The 831-nt window shown below is 63.3% G+C and carries 2 protein-coding genes; both read left to right on the forward strand.

The window, feature by feature from the left end; genetic code table 11:
* Positions 1–13 precede the first annotated feature (13 nt).
* On the forward strand, positions 14–343 hold the full coding sequence (gene flhD / locus AC07VS_RS28785) for a flagellar transcriptional regulator FlhD (RefSeq protein ID WP_019574875.1): 330 nt from the start codon (positions 14–16) through the stop codon (positions 341–343).
* Between the two features lie 156 nt (positions 344–499).
* Positions 500–831 (forward strand): FlhC family transcriptional regulator (locus tag AC07VS_RS28790; RefSeq protein WP_494752690.1); only part of this gene is annotated, 332 nt, incomplete at its 3' end.

Below are 831 nucleotides of genomic sequence, written 5' to 3' on the forward strand. Positions count from 1 at the left end.
AAGGAGTTTGACCATGACCAGCGAACAAATGCTTGCCGAGATCCGCGAAGCCAACCTCACCTACCTGATGCTGGCCCAGTCCCTCATCCGCCTGGACAAGGCCGAAGCCATCTTCCGCCTCGGCCTCAACGAAGAGTCCGCCGACATCCTCTCCGCACTCTCCCCCTCCCAGGTCATGAAGCTCGCCTCGCGCAACACCTTGCTGGCCCGCTTCCGCGTCGACGACGAACTCGTCTGGAGCCTGCTCACCAACCACAACACCCAGCAAAAGGTCGGCAACGAAGCCACCAACAAGCTGCACGCCAACATCCTCATGGCCGGCCGTTTGGCTGAAATCCTTTAAACGGACTTCCGCTTCCTTCCGACCCTGACCCTGGAGACCCTCATGAGCACCTCTATCGCCACCGCCGCCGAGCCCAGCACCGCCGCCGCTCCTGCCGCCGCCAAGGCCCCCGCCAAGAGCGTGCTCAACGAGTCCCGCCAGATCGAGCGCGCCGCCATGCTCATCCGCATGGGCGCCCGCATGCAGGTCCTGGAGTCTGAAACCACCCTCTCCTACGAGCGCCTCATCCGCCTGTACAAAGAGATCGCCGGCAAATCCCCCTCCAAGGGCCAGCTCCCCTTCTCCACCGACTGGTTCCTCACCTGGCAGGAGAACATCCACTCCTCGCTGTTCCTGAACATCTACGAGTACCTGTCCAAGGCCGCCGACATGGACAGCATCGACCTGCTCACCAAGGCCTGGCGCCTGTACAACGAGCAGGTCCAGGCCGCCGAGATCGAGCCCCTGCTGTCCTTCACCCGCGCCTGGCGCCTGGTCAAGTTCGTCGA

Source organism: Curvibacter sp. GW821-FHT01G03, assembly GCF_059422285.1.